Raw genomic sequence first — 16,342 nt, 5'->3', positions numbered from 1 at the left:
CCCGGAGCAGTACCGCGATCGCCGCCCCGTGCAGATCGCGGGAAAGATTTCAGAAAAGAATAGAGGGAGTCTTCGTATTTATCCGAGTTCGTCCCACTTTCCGCGTTTGCGATAGACGAAAACAGCGCCCACGACGATCAGTACCAGGACGATGCCGGCACCGATGTAGAGGAGACTGCTCCCGAAGTTGAATGAAAACCCTTCGCCGATCTCTTTCTGCAGGGCAGTAGCGTCGTTGTACGCTTCGGTTGCTTTATTCTCTGCATCGACTGCCTTTGTCCTGGCAGCAGCATAGTTCGCCTTTCCGAGTTCGTCCGAGGCGGTGGTATAATACTGCACGGCGCTCTCCCGCTGGGTGATGATGGCAACGACCCTCGCGTCACTGCCCATCGAGCGGTTATCCTTGAAGTAGGTGATCAGTTCGTCCACCTGGCTGATCACTGCTGCAGCATCGCCGACATCCTTCTCCGCCCAGGCCTTGTCGAGCAGGGTCGTGGCTTCGTCCATATTGGTCTTGGCGGTGGCAAGAAGCGTTGCGGCCTGCGCTGCGCCTGCTACCTTGGCGCTGTCGATGGCCTGAGCCGCTTCGGTGTACTTCGCCTGGGCGGCAGAGACGTCGACGCCGTCGGCAGCCCTCTGATCGATATTTGCCTTCAGGTCAGCGAGCTGGTTCTCACGGAGCGTGAGCTGGTTCTGAACATCCGCCTGGCTGACGACGTCACGGGTAACGACGTGCGTATCCTCTACGTTGCTGCTCCTGACATGTTCAATCTTGATAACCTCCACCGTGCCGGTGGTCGTCGACGGCACGGTTCCACTGAACTGGAGGTCAAGTTCGGCATTACCCCCGTAATCGAGCTCGAACTCCGTCACCTTCGGGGCGAAGCCGCCCCGCGTGAACGAGGTTATCGCGACACCGTCACGGTAGATGGTGAACTTCCAGACCGGATTCTGGAGTTCGGTGTGGAAAACAAATTCCTCATCGTCACCACTATTGCTTCCCGTAGTGGTAAGCATTGCATAGTCGATCGTGTAGTGGGCCGTCACCTGCTGCCCCGGCTCCAGTGGACCGCTGGCGGGGGTGATCGTCTCCGTCTTGATAGTAAATGCCGATGCTGCCTGCGCGACACAGACGAGTGCCAGCAGGAGAATAATTGCTCTATGTAGTCCTCTCACACGCGTCACCTCATTCGAATAACGGTTCGATACCTTCGTCAAACATAGACGAGCGCTTATCCTTCGCTCGAATCACATCCTCTTTGGTTGCCTTTGCTATCTCCAGAAGCTCGCTGATCCTCGGGGCGTTTTCGATGGTCGCAAGGACGACCACCGCTGCAATGTAGTCGCTCGCTACCGGGTAGTCGCCGCCGCGTACCTCAACACCGGCGATGTTCTCCTCGACCCAGCTCTTCGACTTCTCAACGCCTTTCCTATCCATCTCCTGGGGAGGGCCTGCCAGAAGCACCAGCGCCCGCTCCGCAGACGAGTAGTCGCACGGCAGCGTGAGGCGTCCGAGCATGGCACGCCGCACGAGCGCGATGATCTTGGCAGACTTATCCTCGCCGGTTAAAAGCTCTTCGGACTTCTCCTTCTTCTTCATGAAACCGCCGAGGAAGCCCTGCTTCTGCTTGACACGCGGATTGATCCGCTCACTGATGGCATACCCGATGCTGCTGATGCCGCCGCCGCGCAGGGTATTGATAATCTCGCTCGAATCAACGACCATCTCACCGACCCCGGCCACGCCGACCTCGCCTGCGCGGAAGAGTACCCCGAACCGGCGCACGATCTCGTCGTTCACGCGGGCATATGCATCCTTGACACTTTCGCCCTCGTTCTTCCAGGCACTGTTGTCGAAGATGAACGTATTATCCGATTCGTTCACAAGGGTGCTGAGGCTCCTCGCGGCGTTATACGAGTACAACCGCCCCTCTTCAGGCGCCGGCAGGATGCCGATAGCATAGACCGGCTCGCGGTAGATCCGCTTGAGGTGCCGGGCAAGCACCGGCGATCCCCCGGAGCCGGTACCTCCGCCAAGACCCGCAACGATGACGAACGCATCGACATCGTGCGTGCCCCGGGAGTCGATTGCGTTGATGATGCTGTCGATCTCGTCGGCCGTCACTCTGGCACCGGTGACGTTGTCGGTGCCGACGCCGTGCCCTTTCACCACGGTCTGCCCGATCAGGAGACGATCCTTCATCTCGATGTTCTTAATACCCATCAGGTCAGTCCGCGCCGTATTTACGGCGATTCCCCGGAAACTCTGGGTAGGCATCTTTTTGTCCTGTTCCATGAACATATCGACAATTTTGCCACCGGCCTGACCGAATCCTATGAAAAAGACCCTCATCTGGTTACACACCCTCTATTCGGCTAACAGGTAATATTGACGTTTATGTATAAAGACGTTTTATATTATATACCTCAAAAACCTTCTCATGGTTTTATACATCCAGGGTGAAACATGAAGATTTGCGTGATTGGCGGAGGATTATGCGGGCTCGTGGCTGCACGGAGACTGGCCGGGAGCGCAGAGGTCGACCTCCTCGAAAGCAGACCTGACCTCGGCGGCTGTCTGGCATCATACGATATCAACGGCTACCGGATCGAACAGTACTACCACCACTGCTTTGCCGGCGATACCCGTCTCATGGCTCTCCTGGATGACCTCGGTATCGGCGATCGCCTCGAATGGCTGGCCGGAACCACCGGCTACTACGCCGACGGCACCATCTACCCGCTGACCACCCCGAAAGAGATCCTGCAGTACCCCTATCTCTCCATGCTCGACAAAGCACGGCTCGCATGGCTCACTCTCAGGTCGAAACGCTTCGATGCAGCCTCGCTCGACTCGATCACCGCCCGGGAGTTCATCCTCGAACACCTCGGTCAGGGGATCTATGCATCCTTCTTCGAACCGCTCCTGCGGAGCAAGTTCGGAGACCACCGCGACGAGGTCTCGGCGGCCTGGCTCATCTCCCGCATCGCCATCAGGTCGGACCGGGGAGCGGGGGGAGAGCGGCTCGGCTATCTCAAAGGCGGATTTCAGCTCCTCATCGACCGCCTGGAGGAGGAGATACGGCAGAAAGGCTGCACGGTCTCCACCGGCACACCGGCCGGGACTATCGAACGGCAGGGGTCGGGGTGGCTCGTGAACGGCATACCCTACGACCGCGTCCTCGCCACCATACCGCCGCAGGAGACGGCACGCATAGCAGGGCTGCCCATCGCACCGGTACCCTACCAGGGTGCGGCCTGTATAACCCTTGCTCTCGACCGGGATGTTACGAAAGGTATTTACTGGCTGAATATGAAAGACCCTGCGCCATACGGCGCCGTGGTCGCACATGCAAACTTCGCCCCGCAGGAGTGGTACAATGGCGATTGCATCATCTACCTTGCGTCCTACTTCACCGGGACCCTCCCCGGGGGCTTCGAAAAGACGATGCTGACGGATTTCTGCAGGCGATTCGGTGTCGAAGAGCGCGAAGTCCGCTGGACGCGGATGACGGTCGATCCGTTCGCAGGCCCCATCTATACGACAGGATTTGCAGACAGGCTCCCTGCTTATGAACAGCACGGACTCTTCATGGCAGGCATGTTCAGCCCTCCGAATTACCCGGAACGGAGCATGGAAGGGTCGGTGATAGCAGCCGAAGAGGTCGCAAGGCGCATGGAGAAGCGTGAATCATGAGCGAGATCGAAGTCAGCAGCGTCCTTCCCGTCTACAATGACCGCGAGGCACTCACCATTGCCATTCCCCGGTCGATCGAACATCTGGAAGCGATCGCGCCGGGCAGGTTCGAACTGATCGTCGCCGAAGACGGCAGCAGCGACGGAAGTGCAGAGTTCGTCAGGGAATGTGCAGAGAGCGATCCGCGCGTCAGGCTCATGCACGGCGACGAGCGGCTCGGACGGGGGAAAGCACTCGCCCGCGCCTTTGCCGGGGCGCACGGGCCGATCGTCTGCTACTACGACGTCGACCTCGCCACCGATATGCAGCACCTCGCCGAGCTCATTGCGGCAATCCGTGACGGCGCCGATATCGCTACCGGCTCCCGTCTGCTTCCGGAGAGCAACATCGTCCGGACCGGCGACCGGGAGATCGCAAGCAGGGGATACAACCGGCTCGTCCGGACGATCCTCAAAAGCCACCTCTACGATCACCAGTGCGGGTTCAAGGCATTCAACCGCGCCCGCCTCCTCACCCTGCTCCCGTCGGTCGAGTCGAACCACTGGTTCTGGGACACCGAGGTGCTGGTGCGTGCACAGCGAAACGGATACCGAATAAGCGAGTTTCCGGTCCGCTGGCGGCAGGGCGAGGGGACGACGGTAAAGCCGAAAGATGTCCTTGAGATGGGATCGGCGATTCTGCACCTGTGGTGGCAGCTCCATGCTGAAAAGAATTAGCGCGATAGTCCTCCCCACCCTGATTGCAGTCGGCATTCTCGCCTACATGTTCTACCGGGTCTGGGACGACCTCCTCCTCACCCTCGAGCATATCGTCCTCCCCTACCTCTTCCTCGCCATCATCGTCTGCCTGGCCGCCTGGGTTCTGCGCGGAGCGCGATACCGCTACATTCTGCAGGGGCTCAATATCGATGAAACCCTCGGGTTCTCGACCGCCTGTATCTTTGTCTCGCAGACGGCGAACCTTGTGGTTCCGGCGCGCCTCGGCGACCTCGTGCGGATGCTGATCCTCAAGCACGAGGACGATGCAACCTACTCGCAGGGCTTCTCCTCCATTGTGGTGGAGCGGATCTTCGACGTCCTGATGGTGGCGGTTCTCGGCCTGCTTGCACTGCCGTTCGTCCTCAACGTGCCGGACTGGTTCATCACCGTCATTGTGCTGCCGATCGCGGTGGGAGGGGCATTTTTCGCCTTCCTCCTCTTCTCCGGCAGGCTCAGCTCCGAGAACAAGTACCTCGGGATACTCCTGCGGATGCTCGACGAGGTGCGGACGGCGTCGCTTCACCCCAGAGCGCTCGCCGTGCTCAGCATATCGTCCCTCCTCATCTGGATCATCGACGTTCTGGTCTGCGTTGCCGTCGTGCTGATGTTTCAGGAGACCATCCCCTTTGCGGTGATCGTGCTCGCCATCGTCGTCGGGAACCTGGTCAAGGCCGTCCCTCTCACACCCGGCGGTGTCGGCACCTACGAGCTCGCGCTCGCCCTCACCTTCGAACTTGCGGGAACAGCGGCCGCAACGGCGACCCTGATTGCGGTCGTCGACCACCTGATCAAGAACATGGTCACACTGGTCGGCGGTGTTGCATCCATCTACTACTTCGGCGACTGGTCGGTGGCCCTCATGCGCAGGGCATTCCACAAAGAGATCACCGTGGAGGAGTCATTCGGTGAGTGACGCGCAGATTCTGTTTGTCCTGGCCTGGTTGATCGGGGTAAAAACCCTCCAGCTCGCGATATGGCCGGCCCTCGACCGCACGTTCGGGCGCCTGGCGCCCGCCGCCGCGTACCCGGCGGCGATCCTGCTCTTCAGCGCCGCGTCCTGGTACCTGGGTCTTGCCCACCTCCCGGTATGGCTCGCCCTCGCCCCCTTCGCAGCAATGCTCGGGCACGGCGGCTACAGGGGATTTTATACGCGGGAACGGCTGAAGAGCGGTGCGATGTGGGATCTCGTCTTTCTGATCCCGTTCCTCTTCATGCTCGAGGTGCGCTACATCAACCCGACCATCTCGTACGCCGAGAAGTTCATGGACCACGCCTTCCTCGCGTCGATCATGCGCGATCCGACGGTGCCGCCGCTCGACCCATGGTTTTCGGGCGGCTCCTTGAGCATGTATTACTATCTCGGCTACTGGATCTTCGGGGCATTCGGCATCGTCACCGCCGTCCCGTCGCCGGTGACCTTCAACCTCATCCTCCCGACGGTCTTCGGTCTTGCCGCCGTCTCCCTCTACGCGCTCGGGCACCTGATCCTGGAGCGGCACCGGTGGCTTCCGCTTCTGGTCCTCCTCATCCCGAACCCCTCCGCGATCTACCAGATCCTGATCGGCAGCACCTGGTTCGACGTTCTCTGGCAGAGCACGCGGACGATCACGAACACCATCAACGAGTACCCGATCTTCTCGATGCTCTGGGGCGACACGCATCCCCACGTCATCGGGATCTTCAACCAGATCTTCCTGCTCTTTATCCTGGTCTTCGCGCTCCTCCGGTGGGGCGATCTTGCGGCGAGGGGGAGATGGCTCGTCTGCGGCCTTGCGGCGGTGAGCCTCGGTTCGATGCCCGGGATCAACACATGGGACGTGCTGATCTACGCACCGATCACCGTCGTCTTCGGCCTGCTCATCCTGTGGCGCTACCGCGGCGATCCCTTCGGTGCGGAGCGGCCGTGGATGCTGCTCGCCGCCGTCCCGCCGCTCGCGGTGGCGCTCTACCTTCCCTACTACCTGCAGCTGCAGAGCGCCGGGATAGGCGGAATCGGGATTGTGCAGACGCCGTCCGTGCCGTCCGAGTTTCTCCTCGTCCACGGCTTCTTCCTTGCCGTTCTGATCGCCTACTGCGTCCGCGACATCTTCAAAAAGCCGCTCTACCTGCTCCTCGCCGCGGTGCCGATCCTGCTCGTAGGCTACACCGCTGCCGCCATCGCCGCGGTCCCGCTGACGTACCTCATCGCCCGCCGCCGGCACTCGGTCACGGAGGTGCTCGCCGTTCTCGGTCTTGCAATCGTCCTCATCACCGAGATCCTCTACCTCAAGGACAACATGGGCGAGACCTACTTCCGGATGAACACGATCTTCAAGTTCTATATCCCGGCCTGGATCCTGATGGGCACCGCGAGCTTCGCCATCGTCGCCGGGTGGCTGGATGCGTCGGGAATCATGGACAGGATTTCGGAGCGCTCGCGGCGGGCAATCCCGGCGATCGCCGTGGTGCTCCTGCTCGCCGCCCCGTTCGCGATCAACGTCGACTTCGGCTACGGCTCCCACACGCTCGACGGCCTCGCCTATCTCGACGAGGCGCATCCCGGAGACGCGGCGGCGGTGGCATATCTGCGCGGGCTTGACGGGGCCGTGCAGATCGTCGAGGCCGAAGGCGGAGACTACACCTACTACTCGCGCATATCCTCGTTCACCGGGATTCCGACGATCATCGGCATGCCCTTCCATGAGTATATGTGGCGCAACGACTGGGCGGTCATCAATGAACGGACCGGGGACGTCAGGGCGATATACGAGCAGCCCGCGCGTGCGACGGAGCTGATGCGAAAGTACAACGCAACGCTGCTCTACGTGGGCGATGCCGAGCGGGAGAAGTATCAGGTCTCTCTTCCGGACGAGGGACTCGAAAAGATCTACGACGAGCAGGGCGTCAGCATCTACCGGCTCGTCATCTGACGGGGCTGCCGCCGTCCCGGAAGCGTGCATGCGAAATTCCGGTGCCCGTGGATGCGGGCAATAACAAACCTTTATCCCTCTTCTCATTGAAATAATACAGCTACATTCGATCATCAGCTGATGAATGATGACGGAGAGTTACGCTCCTGAATGAGGTGAGTTATGGCAAAAGTATACGTGAAATTCGAGATTCCCGATGAGATCCAGAATAAAGCACTCGAAGCCCTCGAGATCGCCAGAGATACCGGCAAGGTCAAGAAGGGCTCCAACGAGGCCACCAAGGCAATCGAGCGCAGCGTTGCCCAGCTGGTTCTCATCGGCGCAGACGTTGAGCCCGAAGAGATTGTGATGCACCTGCCGCCGCTCTGCGACGAGAAGCAGATCCCCTACATCTACATCAGCAAGCAGAACGACATCGGCGCTGCCAGCGGCCTCGACGTCGGTTCCGCGGCTGCTGCAATCGTGAAACCCGGCAAGGCAAAGGAACTCGTTGAAGAGATTGCCAAGCAGGTCAGCGCACTGAGAGAGTGAGGTAGTTTACTATGGCAATCGACGGAACGCCCGCAGAAGTGATCGAGGTCATCGGCATCACCGGGATGCACGGTGAGGCACAGCAGGTGAAGTGCCGCATCCTCGACGGGCCGAATAAAGGGCGTATCATCACCCGCAACACGGTCGGCCCGATCCGGGAAGGCGACATCCTTTCGCTGCTCGAGACCGAGCGCGAAGCCAAGAAACTCTCGAGGCGGTGAAGAGAATGGTTGAAACGTATGTCTGCAGTTTCTGCGGCGAGCAGCTCGAACCCGGCACCGGCAAGATGTACGTCCGCCGGGACGGGACGATCTTCTACTTCTGCAGCGCCAAGTGCCAGAGCAATTACTCGCTCCGCAGGGTGCCCCGCCGGGTAGAGTGGACAGCAGCAGGCCGCAAGGCACGCGGAAAGGAGTGACCCTGCGATGGATCGCACCTTCGTCATGGTGAAACCCGACGGCGTGCAGCGCGGCCTCGTCGGAGATATCGTCTCCCGCTTTGAGGCAAAAGGCCTCAAGATGGTCGGCGCCAAGCTCGAGCTCCTCCCCGAGGAGCGCGTCACCGACCAGTACCGCGAACACCTCGAAAAGCCCTTCTTTCCGGGCCTGAAGCAGTACATCATGAGCGGACCCTGCTTCCTGATGGTCTGGGAGGGCAGGAACGTGGTGCCGATCGTCCGCACGATCGTCGGCGCTACGAACCCCGCCGAGGCGGCGCCCGGCTCCATCCGCGGCGATCTCGCACTGGATATCGGACGGAACGTGATCCACGCATCCGACTCGCCGGCAAGCGCCGACCGCGAGATCGGCATCCACTTCACCCCCGCCGAGCTGGTCGACTATACCCGGATCGACGAGAGCGTACTCTACGAGTAAGCGCATCGTCAGTCCCGCTCCGGCGGGACGTTTCCACTATTTTTCATCCCGACCGGGAATATACGTCCCTGCTCACCGCACCAATCACACCTCTCGGAGTCTGTTCACGGTACGGGAGATTCCTCAGTCCGATTGACGGTATGTGAAGCGAGAAGCCGTACCTCTCCGGCCGCCCCCGATCCGGTGACCGCAGGAGCAATCGCATGCGGGGGAGAGGGGGCAGGAGGCAGAGATGCGGCACGCCGCTGCATTCGGGCGGGGAGCTGCGCCGACACCCAGTTTTTCCCGCAGGAGACCTCGCGGAACCAAAAACCCTTTATCAAAATCTGCCGCACGTATGGATAATGGCGGATGATCTGCTGAGCTTTGTGCTCTTAAGCTTTTCTTCGATGATCATCGTCATCAATCCACTCACCGCCACGCTGATCTACGTCTCACTCACCGATACGATGGACCGGGAGAGCAGAATCCGGATTGCATGGGAATCGAGCAGGTTCGCCCTGATCGTTCTCCTCGTATTCACCATCGCAGGGGGCTGGATCCTGCAACTCTTCGGCATTACCATCGAGGCGTTCAGGATTGCCGGAGGGCTGCTGCTCTTCGGCATCGGGATGGAGATGGTCTATGCCAAAACATCCCGTACCAAGATGACGGCAACCGAGAAGTACGAAGGGCAGGAGGCGGACGACATCGCCGTCATGCCGCTGGCCATCCCCATGATCACGGGGCCCGGCGCCATCACCACCGCAATTGTCCTGATGAACGAAGCGATGGCCGCAAACCCCCTCGCACTGCTCATCGTGCCTTTCTCCGTCATCGTATCGGTTCTCATCACGTACTACATGATGAAGAACGCCGACTCCATTACCAAACACATCGGGCAGCGGGAGTACAGGGCGATCAACCGGCTGATGGGCATGCTGCTTATTGCGATTGCAGTCCAGTTCGTCATACTCGGCATCCAGACAGCCTTCCCGCTGCTCAAAGGAGGATAACACCATGGATACATCAGATCTGACAACACAGGGGGCAATACTCACCAGTCTCAGCATCATCGCCGGGGGTATCATCATCGGAGCGATGATCTTCCAGATATCCATACCCTTTGCACAGTACATCATGGTCGTGCTGGCAGGCCTCGTCGTCATCGGGGCAATCGCCCTGATCCTGGGGAGCAGGGAGTCCGAAAAAACCCCGGTACAGCGATGACGACGATCGGCATCGCCCAGATGGCAGGCCTCGGCCACAGACCGGCCGAGAACCTGCACCGGGCGGACGTGCTTGCCGGCAGGGCCGCCGACGCGGGAGCGGCGCTTGTCTGCTTCCCGGAGCAGTTCACCACCGGATGGTCGCCGCACGTGCCGTCAGGGAGCGGAGAAGGACTGGAAGGGCCGACCGTCTCCGCTCTTCGCCGGACGGCGCGCGATCACGGTATCGCCGTTCTGGGCTCGTTCCTGGAGCATACGGGCGGAAAACCCCGCAACACCGCCGTCGCGATCGATGATGCAGGCACGGTCGTTGCCACGTATGCAAAGATCCACCTCTTCTCTCCCGGCGGGGAGGACCGCTCCTGTACGCCGGGCGAGGAGACCGCCACGTTCACGGTGGACGGGATGACCTTCGGCATTGCCGTATGCTACGACCTGCGGTTCCCCGAACTCTTCCGGATCTACGCAGATGCAGGAGCGGACTGCATCCTCGTCCCGTCGGCCTGGCCGTGCAGCAGGCTCCGGCACTTCGAACTCTTCGTCACGGCGAGAGCGCTCGAGAACCAGTGTTACGTGCTCGGGATCAACGCCGCCGGCGGAGAGGAACCCGATCTGCCCTGCGGGGGATCTATCGCGGCTGATCCGGACGGCTCTATCATTGCACGCGGCGATACGAACGAGAGGCTGATCTTCACCGAGCTCGACCGGGACCGGATCCGGGCGGCACGCAGTCGCATCCCGGCCCTCAAAGACCGCAAAAGTGACCTTTATCACAGATTGCTCGTCAATAAATAGAGAGATCTATGCGGGGGGTCGAACATGTACGCATCAGCCTCTTCTCGGCCGGGGTTCTCCTGGTGCCCCAGGTGCCGACGCTTGGAATCGAGCTGACCCTCGTCAGCCTGCTCGGGGCATTCATCGGGGCTCTCGCTCCGGACGCCGATGCTGAGGATGCCGCCATCTTTCACAGCCGCATACACGGGGTTTCGGGCGTCCGCGGCCTGATCATCAACACTGCAGCCATCGTTCTCCCGATCTTCGGGTATACCATCAGGTATCTCATCTACTACCCGCTATCGCTGGTTTTTCTGGCGATCTTCGGGAAGCGCTACCGGCACCAGCACCGCGGCCTGCTCCATTCGATCACCGGGATCTGCCTGACCACCGGCATACTGCTCGCCTACATCTGGGCGCTCTTCGCGTACGTCGGGTGGGAGCCGCTCCCGGTGCTGCCCGCCTTCGGCATCGCGTTCTTCTGCGGGTGTTTCTTCCACCTTATGGAGGATACCTGCACCCCGTCCGGCGTCGCCTGGCTCTACCCCTTCAGCCGCGTGCGTGCCTGCGGGACGATCCGCACCTCGAGCAACTTCGATATCAGGCCGGGAGCATTTACCGTCCTCCTTGCCCTGACCGTGGCGGCGACGATCGCTGCAGGGCTGCTGGATCTCGTCCGGCCCGAACACCTGACACTCACCGCCGCCGCAGGGCTCATGCTCCTGTGGCTGCTCTTCCTGGCCGCCGCACGCGTCCGGTACGGCGGGGAGCGGGAAACCGCCTGATCAGCATTAGATACAGACGGGCACACACCGGCGCCCATATCTATACGTATCCCTGCGCACAACATTTCTCTATGTACCGTCTCGTCTGCGTTCACTGTGATGCAGAATATGCACCCGACCAGATCATTTATACCTGCGAGCGATGCGGCCACCTGCTGGCCGTCTCCTACGACATCGATACCATCAGCGTGAGCAGAGAGGAGTGGAACCGGCGGCCTCTCTCCGTATGGCGGTACCGCGAACTCCTCCCGGTCAGGGGTGACCCGGTCACGCTCCACGAGGGCGGGACGCCGCTGTACCACCTCAAGCGTCTCGGCGAGGAGATGGGGCTCTCCGAACTCTATGCCAAGCACGAAGGCATGAACCCGACCGGATCGTTCAAAGACCGGGGCATGACCGTCGGCGTCAGCATGGCGCTGCAGCTCGGCAAGACCAGCGTCGCCTGCGCCAGCACCGGCAATACCTCCGCGAGCCTTGCGGCCTACGCCGCGAAGGCCGGAATCCCCGCCGTCGTGCTCCTCCCCGCCGGGAAGGTGGCGCTCGGCAAAGTCGCCCAGGCGCTGATGCACGGCGGCCGGGTCATCTCCATCCGCGGCAACTTCGACCGTGCTCTCGAGATGGTGCACGACCTCTGCATCTCGCACGGGCTGTATCTCTTAAACTCGGTCAACCCGTTCCGGCTTGAAGGCCAGAAGACGATCGGGTTCGAGGTGATCGACCAGCTCCACGGGAATGTTCCCGACCGCATGGTGCTGCCCGTCGGCAACGCCGGAAACATCTCAGCCGTCCACAAGGGCCTGCAGGAACTCGTCGGCCTCGGGTTCATCGACCATCTTCCCATGATGACCGGCATCCAGGCAGAAGGGTCGCGCCCGGTCGTGAACGCCATCGAGCAGAACCTCGCCGAACTGATCCCGGAACAAAACCCCGAGACCGTCGCAACCGCCATCAGGATAGGCGCTCCCGTCAACGCTGAAAAAGCGCTCCCGGCCATCCGCCAGACCGGTGGCGCGGCGGCATCGGTGACGGACGAAGAGATCCTCGCCATGCAGCGCGACCTCGCACGCAAAGAAGGAATCGGTGTCGAGCCGGCGTCGGCGGCATCGGTTGCAGGCGTGCGCAAACTGGTCGAGAGCGGCATCATCGACCGTGACGAGCGGATCGTCTGCGTGGTCACCGGGCACCTGCTGAAAGACCCTGAAACCGTGGTGAAACAGTGCGAACCTCCCCTCGAGATCGATGCAGATCTGCAGTCCTTGCTCTCTGCATTGCACTTATAATCCTGGCCGCTCCGGCCGGCGCCCTCTCTGCGGAGTACCGGGTGCTGGAGAACGGAACCGCATACCGTGCGACCGTTGAGACCTCAGGAGATGAGTATGCGTTCTGGGGCTTCGGGACGCTCGGCGAACGCGTTCCACTCCAGGTCGAGGACGTCTCGGTGACCGGCGAGGATGGCGCCGTCGACTTCCAGCAGGCCGATGCAGGCACCATCACCTTTCCGGAGGGGAACTATACCGTCTCCTACCAGGGACTTATCCGGGACAACCACCTGCAGGCGTTCTTCAGCCAGCCATATGCCGTCACCGTCACGCTCCCTCCCGGCCTTGACGTCAGAAACCCGCTGCTCGGCATGATCAGCCCCGGCGGAGCGGTGCAGATGACAAAGAACGAGACGATCGAGGTTGTCTGGGACAGGACTACCCTTGCTGAACTGCGGTTTTACGATCCAGGACGTGAAATACTCCTCAATACCTTCGGCACCATCTGGGTGGTGATGGGGATCGTGCTGCTCTTCCCCTATCTCCTCACCCGGATACGCGAGGAGTAACGGCCGCTCCTCTCCCGGACGAAAAACAGAGAAAACAGATGGTTTCGGGGGTCGGGTATACCCCGTCACTCTTTCTTCTTGATATCGATGCCGTATTTCTCGGCATTCCGATCGGCGATCGCCTGGATCTTGGCGATCTCGGCGTCACGGCGCTGGGGTTTGAAGAGGTGGCGGAACCGCTTCTGGCGGCTCAGGTACTCCTCAACCGGCTTTCTCTTCACCTTCTTGACCTTCGTGACCTCACCGTTCTCCATCTCGAAGTTCACCCACATCCCGGTTTCGATGGCGAGCTTGCCGATGTTGAGCGTCTCGCCTGCCTCAAAGCCCCATCCGGTGCAGCAGGGTGCGTGCACCTGGATATAGCAGGGGCCAGGGGTATTGAGCGCTTTCTCCACCTTCTTCATGAAGTCCTGCGGGTAGGAGATGGACGCAGTCGCCACGTACGGCGCCCCGTGGGCGGCGAGGATCGCGGGCATGTCCTTCTTCGGCCTCTGGTTTCCGGTCGAGCACGCACCTGCAGGGCTTGTGGTGGTGCTGGCGTCGTACGGCGTCGCACCGGAGCGCTGGATACCGGTGTTCATGTAGGCCTCGTTGTCGTAGCAGATGTAGGTGATGTCGTGGCCGCGCTCGAAGGCGCCGCTGATGCAGAGCACCCCGATATCGAAGGTGGCGCCGTCGCCGCAGACACAGAGAACCTTTTCGGAGCGCCCCTGCCGTTTGAGCGACGCCTCAATGCCCGAGGCGACGGCAGCAGCATTCTCGAAGAGCGAGTGGATCCAAGGGACCTTCCACGCGGTCTCAGGATACGGCGTCGAGAAGACCTCCATACACCCGGTCGAGGCGACGACGATCGCGTTCTCGCCGGTCGCGTTCAGCAGAAGCCGGGCCGCAAGGGCAGGGCCGCAGCCGCCGCAGGCACGGTGCCCGGACTCAAAGAGTTCGCATCCCGCTACATGCTCCGCCATATCAGAGCACCTCCGTCCGCAGTCCGTAGAACATATCTCCAACTCCTTTATCTGCGAGATCGACGATCGCGGCGATGTCCCGCTTCCGCACGTCCCGGCCACCGAGGGCGATGATGTAGTCGAGCACGGTGATGCCCGAACCGGCAAGCATCGCTTTCACCTCGGTGCCGACGGCGCCGCCGCTGCCGAGCGAGATGTTCTTGTCGAGCACCGCCACCGTCGAAACACCGGCGAGCGCCCGGGTGAGTTCCTCGGTCGGGAACGGCCGGTAGGTGCGTATCTTTGCAAGGCCGACTTTCTTGCCGGCATCCCGCATCTCATCGATTGCGTCCTTGACGGTGCCGCAGATCGATCCCATGGCAATGAAGGCGATCTCGGCGTCGTCGAGCCGGTAACTCTCGACGAGCGCACTGTAGTCGCGGCCGAACTGTTCGGCGAACTCAGCTCCAGCACGCTTTATGACATCGATCGACCGCTGCATCGCCCGCTCGAGCTCGTAGCGGAACTCCATGTAGTAGTCGGGAGTCGCGTACATCCCCATGCTGATCGGATCCTTTGCATCGAGCCGGTGATACGGGGTGAACGCCGGAAGGTATGCATCCACCTCTTCCTGCGAGGGCATATCCACCGGTTCGTAGGTATGCGAGAGGATGAAACCGTCGAAGCAGACGAACGCCGGCAGAAGGACGTCGTGATCTTCGGCGACCTTATAGGCGATCATATGCAGGTCCGTCGCCTCCTGGTTATCCTCGGCGTAGAACTGCAGCCAGCCCGAGTCACGCAGCGAGATGGAGTCCTGCTGATCGTTCCAGATCGAGAGGGGGGCACCGAGCGACCGGTTGACGATCGACATCACGATCGGCTGGCGCATCCCGGCGACGTTGAAACAGACCTCGAACATCAGGGCGAGCCCCTGCGAGGTGGTAGCCGAGTAGACGCGCGAGCCTGCCGCACTCGCCCCGAGACAGGCCGAAAGCGCGGAAAATTCGCTCTCTACGGTGATGTATTCGGCATCGAGCTCACAGTTCGCCACCATATCGGCGAGCGCCTCAACGATGTGCGTCTGCGGCGTTATCGGGTATGCGGCGACGACCTGCGGGCGGCAGAACTTTGCGATCTCTGCGACTGCGTGGGAACCTTCGGTGATCTGCAGCATTTACTTCTCCTCCTGTTCCATTCTGATTCCTTTCTTCGGACAGACTTCCGCACAGATGCCGCAGCCCTTGCAGTACTCGTAGTCGGGCACAAACTCTCCCTCTTCGGTCTCAATGACGCACCCTTCCGGGCATACGAGGGCGCACATGCCGCATTTCGTGCACTGTTCAGACTCGAAGACCGGCCGGAACACCCGCCACGAACCGGTCTTGTTCTTCCGGGCCTTGCCGGGCCTGGCGGCACAACCGACGTTCAGCGCCATCAGGCACCACCTCCGATTCCGTCGTATGCACGCCGGGAGGCTGCAACATTTTTATCCGCCAGGCTCCCTGCAAACCGCTGGCGCAGAGCCTTTTCAAGGGCATCGAGCTCGATCTCGCCGCTCGCCGCGGCAAACGCACCGATCAGAGTGGTATTGGTTATCGGTACGCCGAGCACTTCAAGCGCAATCTTCGTTGCATCGAGGGTCAGCACCCTGACGTCTTCCGGAAGATTATCAGGAGCCTTTTCAGTATTGATAATGGCGATACCACCCTTTTTCAGCCCCTGAAAGACGTTTACATCCTTGATCAGGGTGCTGTCCTGTACGATGACGTAATCAGGTTCGTATACCTGGCTGCGAAGCCGGATTTTACTGTCACTGAAGCGGACAAACGCCTGAACAGGCGCTCCACGGCGCTCCACGCCAAAGGCGGGGAACGCCTGCGAGTACACGCCGCTCTCAAACGCGGCGACTGCGATCAGCTCGGCCGCTGTGACAGAGCCCTGACCACCTCTCCCATGGATACGTAGCTCTCTCAATGGAAACCCCTCATAATTTTACATGATTAATAATATAAATAATCTGCAGGCAGAGC

20 protein-coding genes are annotated in these 16,342 nt (G+C 60.9%); 14 read left to right on the top strand and 6 right to left on the bottom strand.

Features of this window, described 5'->3' with window-relative positions:
• Positions 1 to 78: 78 nt before the first annotated feature.
• Together FGU65_RS11095 and FGU65_RS11090 are read right to left on the bottom strand one after the other, a co-directional pair.
• Positions 79 to 1,176, bottom strand: coding sequence for a hypothetical protein (locus tag FGU65_RS11095; protein WP_301664538.1), 1,098 nt, complete (start codon positions 1,174 to 1,176; stop codon positions 79 to 81).
• A 10-nt stretch (positions 1,177 to 1,186) separates the two neighbouring features.
• Positions 1,187 to 2,353, bottom strand: a complete 1,167-nt coding sequence (locus FGU65_RS11090) for a tubulin/FtsZ family protein (RefSeq protein ID WP_301664537.1) — start codon at positions 2,351 to 2,353, stop codon at positions 1,187 to 1,189.
• A 114-nt stretch (positions 2,354 to 2,467) separates the two neighbouring features.
• Between FGU65_RS11090 and FGU65_RS11085 the strand changes: the two genes are divergently transcribed.
• The 14 genes from FGU65_RS11085 to FGU65_RS11020 all read left to right on the top strand — a co-directional run bounded on the left by FGU65_RS11085 (position 2,468) and on the right by FGU65_RS11020 (position 13,365).
• Positions 2,468 to 3,697, top strand: a complete 1,230-nt coding sequence (locus FGU65_RS11085) for an NAD(P)/FAD-dependent oxidoreductase (protein WP_301664536.1) — start codon at positions 2,468 to 2,470, stop codon at positions 3,695 to 3,697.
• Complete coding sequence (locus FGU65_RS11080; protein ID WP_301664535.1) at positions 3,694 to 4,413, top strand: dolichyl-phosphate beta-glucosyltransferase; 720 nt, start codon at positions 3,694 to 3,696, stop codon at positions 4,411 to 4,413. Before FGU65_RS11085 ends, FGU65_RS11080 begins: the two co-directional genes overlap by 4 nt.
• Complete coding sequence (locus tag FGU65_RS11075) at positions 4,397 to 5,368, top strand: lysylphosphatidylglycerol synthase transmembrane domain-containing protein (protein WP_301664534.1); 972 nt, start codon at positions 4,397 to 4,399, stop codon at positions 5,366 to 5,368. Before FGU65_RS11080 ends, FGU65_RS11075 begins: the two co-directional genes overlap by 17 nt.
• On the top strand, positions 5,361 to 7,364 hold the full coding sequence (locus tag FGU65_RS11070) for a DUF2298 domain-containing protein (protein WP_301664533.1): 2,004 nt from the start codon (positions 5,361 to 5,363) through the stop codon (positions 7,362 to 7,364). Before FGU65_RS11075 ends, FGU65_RS11070 begins: the two co-directional genes overlap by 8 nt.
• A 162-nt stretch (positions 7,365 to 7,526) precedes the next feature.
• Positions 7,527 to 7,895, top strand: coding sequence for a 50S ribosomal protein L7Ae (rpl7ae, locus tag FGU65_RS11065; RefSeq protein ID WP_301664532.1), 369 nt, complete (start codon positions 7,527 to 7,529; stop codon positions 7,893 to 7,895).
• A gap of 11 nt (positions 7,896 to 7,906) precedes the next feature.
• Positions 7,907 to 8,116 carry a 30S ribosomal protein S28e gene (locus tag FGU65_RS11060; RefSeq protein WP_301664531.1) on the top strand — a complete coding sequence of 70 codons (210 nt, stop codon included), beginning with the start codon at positions 7,907 to 7,909 and terminating at the stop codon, positions 8,114 to 8,116.
• A gap of 5 nt (positions 8,117 to 8,121) precedes the next feature.
• Positions 8,122 to 8,313 carry a 50S ribosomal protein L24e gene (locus FGU65_RS11055; protein ID WP_301664530.1) on the top strand — a complete coding sequence of 64 codons (192 nt, stop codon included), beginning with the start codon at positions 8,122 to 8,124 and terminating at the stop codon, positions 8,311 to 8,313.
• 7 nt (positions 8,314 to 8,320) lie between these two features.
• On the top strand, positions 8,321 to 8,770 hold the full coding sequence (ndk, locus tag FGU65_RS11050; protein WP_301664529.1) for a nucleoside-diphosphate kinase: 450 nt from the start codon (positions 8,321 to 8,323) through the stop codon (positions 8,768 to 8,770).
• Between the two features lie 344 nt (positions 8,771 to 9,114).
• Positions 9,115 to 9,765 (top strand): MarC family protein, encoded by a 651-nt coding sequence (locus FGU65_RS11045; protein WP_301664528.1) that lies wholly within the window; start codon positions 9,115 to 9,117, stop codon positions 9,763 to 9,765.
• A 4-nt stretch (positions 9,766 to 9,769) separates the two neighbouring features.
• Positions 9,770 to 9,979 carry a hypothetical protein gene (locus FGU65_RS11040; RefSeq protein ID WP_301664527.1) on the top strand — a complete coding sequence of 70 codons (210 nt, stop codon included), beginning with the start codon at positions 9,770 to 9,772 and terminating at the stop codon, positions 9,977 to 9,979.
• Positions 9,976 to 10,773 (top strand): nitrilase-related carbon-nitrogen hydrolase, encoded by a 798-nt coding sequence (locus FGU65_RS11035; protein WP_301664526.1) that lies wholly within the window; start codon positions 9,976 to 9,978, stop codon positions 10,771 to 10,773. The genes FGU65_RS11040 and FGU65_RS11035 overlap by 4 nt, the downstream gene beginning before the upstream one ends.
• Before the next feature lie 8 nt (positions 10,774 to 10,781).
• Positions 10,782 to 11,537, top strand: a complete 756-nt coding sequence (locus FGU65_RS11030; RefSeq protein WP_301664525.1) for a metal-dependent hydrolase — start codon at positions 10,782 to 10,784, stop codon at positions 11,535 to 11,537.
• A gap of 71 nt (positions 11,538 to 11,608) precedes the next feature.
• Positions 11,609 to 12,817: a threonine synthase gene (thrC, locus tag FGU65_RS11025; RefSeq protein ID WP_301664524.1), complete on the top strand. Its 1,209-nt coding sequence runs from the start codon at positions 11,609 to 11,611 to the stop codon at positions 12,815 to 12,817.
• A gap of 41 nt (positions 12,818 to 12,858) precedes the next feature.
• Positions 12,859 to 13,365 (top strand): DUF5803 family protein, encoded by a 507-nt coding sequence (locus tag FGU65_RS11020; protein ID WP_301664523.1) that lies wholly within the window; start codon positions 12,859 to 12,861, stop codon positions 13,363 to 13,365.
• A gap of 65 nt (positions 13,366 to 13,430) precedes the next feature.
• Here FGU65_RS11020 and porB read toward each other — a convergent pair whose 3' ends face one another.
• Genes porB through FGU65_RS11000 form a run of 4 tightly spaced genes read right to left on the bottom strand, consistent with a single transcriptional unit; the run spans position 13,431 to position 16,286 of the window.
• Positions 13,431 to 14,330 (bottom strand): pyruvate synthase subunit PorB, encoded by a 900-nt coding sequence (gene porB / locus FGU65_RS11015; protein WP_301664522.1) that lies wholly within the window; start codon positions 14,328 to 14,330, stop codon positions 13,431 to 13,433.
• Position 14,331: 1 nt separating this feature from the next.
• A complete protein-coding gene (gene porA / locus FGU65_RS11010) occupies positions 14,332 to 15,486 on the bottom strand; it encodes a pyruvate synthase subunit PorA (RefSeq protein ID WP_301664521.1) in 1,155 nt (384 codons plus the stop codon).
• Positions 15,487 to 15,747: a 4Fe-4S binding protein gene (locus FGU65_RS11005; protein ID WP_301664520.1), complete on the bottom strand. Its 261-nt coding sequence runs from the start codon at positions 15,745 to 15,747 to the stop codon at positions 15,487 to 15,489.
• Positions 15,747 to 16,286, bottom strand: coding sequence for a pyruvate ferredoxin oxidoreductase subunit gamma (locus FGU65_RS11000; protein WP_301664519.1), 540 nt, complete (start codon positions 16,284 to 16,286; stop codon positions 15,747 to 15,749). Before FGU65_RS11000 ends, FGU65_RS11005 begins: the two co-directional genes overlap by 1 nt.
• Between the last annotated feature and the right edge of the window lie 56 nt (positions 16,287 to 16,342).

It is taken from the genome of Methanoculleus frigidifontis (assembly GCF_030464345.1).
GTDB lineage: Archaea > Halobacteriota > Methanomicrobia > Methanomicrobiales > Methanoculleaceae > Methanoculleus_A > Methanoculleus_A frigidifontis.
Note: the sequence above shows the minus strand (reverse complement) of the source record. Positions and strands in the feature narration are given on the sequence as shown.

Coding starts and splice junctions, on each gene's coding strand:
- FGU65_RS11090 (WP_301664537.1), bottom strand. CDS start 2,353: ATGAGGGTCTTTTTCATAGGATTCGGTCAGGCCGGTGGCAAAATTGTC.
- FGU65_RS11085 (WP_301664536.1), top strand. CDS start 2,468: ATGAAGATTTGCGTGATTGGCGGAGGATTATGCGGGCTCGTGGCTGCA.
- FGU65_RS11080 (WP_301664535.1), top strand. CDS start 3,694: ATGAGCGAGATCGAAGTCAGCAGCGTCCTTCCCGTCTACAATGACCGC.
- FGU65_RS11075 (WP_301664534.1), top strand. CDS start 4,397: ATGCTGAAAAGAATTAGCGCGATAGTCCTCCCCACCCTGATTGCAGTC.
- rpl7ae (WP_301664532.1), top strand. CDS start 7,527: ATGGCAAAAGTATACGTGAAATTCGAGATTCCCGATGAGATCCAGAAT.
- FGU65_RS11060 (WP_301664531.1), top strand. CDS start 7,907: ATGGCAATCGACGGAACGCCCGCAGAAGTGATCGAGGTCATCGGCATC.
- FGU65_RS11055 (WP_301664530.1), top strand. CDS start 8,122: ATGGTTGAAACGTATGTCTGCAGTTTCTGCGGCGAGCAGCTCGAACCC.
- ndk (WP_301664529.1), top strand. CDS start 8,321: ATGGATCGCACCTTCGTCATGGTGAAACCCGACGGCGTGCAGCGCGGC.
- FGU65_RS11045 (WP_301664528.1), top strand. CDS start 9,115: ATGGCGGATGATCTGCTGAGCTTTGTGCTCTTAAGCTTTTCTTCGATG.
- FGU65_RS11040 (WP_301664527.1), top strand. CDS start 9,770: ATGGATACATCAGATCTGACAACACAGGGGGCAATACTCACCAGTCTC.
- FGU65_RS11035 (WP_301664526.1), top strand. CDS start 9,976: ATGACGACGATCGGCATCGCCCAGATGGCAGGCCTCGGCCACAGACCG.
- FGU65_RS11030 (WP_301664525.1), top strand. CDS start 10,782: ATGCGGGGGGTCGAACATGTACGCATCAGCCTCTTCTCGGCCGGGGTT.
- thrC (WP_301664524.1), top strand. CDS start 11,609: ATGTACCGTCTCGTCTGCGTTCACTGTGATGCAGAATATGCACCCGAC.
- porB (WP_301664522.1), bottom strand. CDS start 14,330: ATGGCGGAGCATGTAGCGGGATGCGAACTCTTTGAGTCCGGGCACCGT.
- porA (WP_301664521.1), bottom strand. CDS start 15,486: ATGCTGCAGATCACCGAAGGTTCCCACGCAGTCGCAGAGATCGCAAAG.
- FGU65_RS11005 (WP_301664520.1), bottom strand. CDS start 15,747: ATGGCGCTGAACGTCGGTTGTGCCGCCAGGCCCGGCAAGGCCCGGAAG.